Raw genomic sequence first — 528 nt, 5'->3', positions numbered from 1 at the left:
AGCCTAACCCAGTCAGGCCATCGATGTTCCGCGCTATCGCTGTAACAAACTTCACGTTTGGACTCGCGCTATGGTTCACTGGCGAATTCGTCGGCCATCGCCCGGAGGCGGCATTGCCACTTCGCTATTGCTATTGCCGGACCGTGACGATCTGGATTACTGATCATGCCCGGCACAGTCTGGACGGAGACGCGCTCATAACAGACCGTGTCGCCCCGGTGTTTTGGGAAGAGCGCCGGGGCTTCTACCGCCGGTTCAATTCCACCATCCCCCATCATAGTCACGCCAATATGCACCGGTGATTTCTTGTTTGATGCTAACATCTTCGGCAAAGCAATTGCGCCAGTCTGCTAATGGTCTGCCCCCACGAGGTGATCCGTTTGGAATGTTAGTGCATGCTCGGTCTGCTGACCACCGCCGGTGTTGACGCCGGTCCATTTTGGCGGGGCCAGACAGCTGCTTCGGGTGCCGGTGGCTTGTAGCCCAGCGACGAGTGGGGTCGCACTGTGTTGTAATGCTGTCTCCAGT

The 528-nt window shown here is 57.6% G+C and carries 2 protein-coding genes; one reads left to right on the top strand and one right to left on the bottom strand.

The window, feature by feature from the left end; translation table 11 throughout:
* Nucleotides 1-302: hypothetical protein (locus ACTJKP_RS27170; RefSeq protein WP_440632874.1), on the top strand; the 302-nt coding region annotated here is incomplete at its 5' end.
* Between the two features lie 86 nt (nucleotides 303-388).
* Here ACTJKP_RS27170 and ACTJKP_RS27165 read toward each other — a convergent pair.
* Nucleotides 389-528: integrase core domain-containing protein (locus tag ACTJKP_RS27165; RefSeq protein WP_440632875.1), on the bottom strand; the 140-nt coding region annotated here is incomplete at its 5' end.

The organism is Brucella sp. 22210 (genome assembly GCF_052045675.1).
Taxonomy (GTDB): Bacteria; Pseudomonadota; Alphaproteobacteria; order Rhizobiales; family Rhizobiaceae; genus Brucella.
This window is presented reverse-complemented; position numbering and strand designations above follow the sequence as displayed.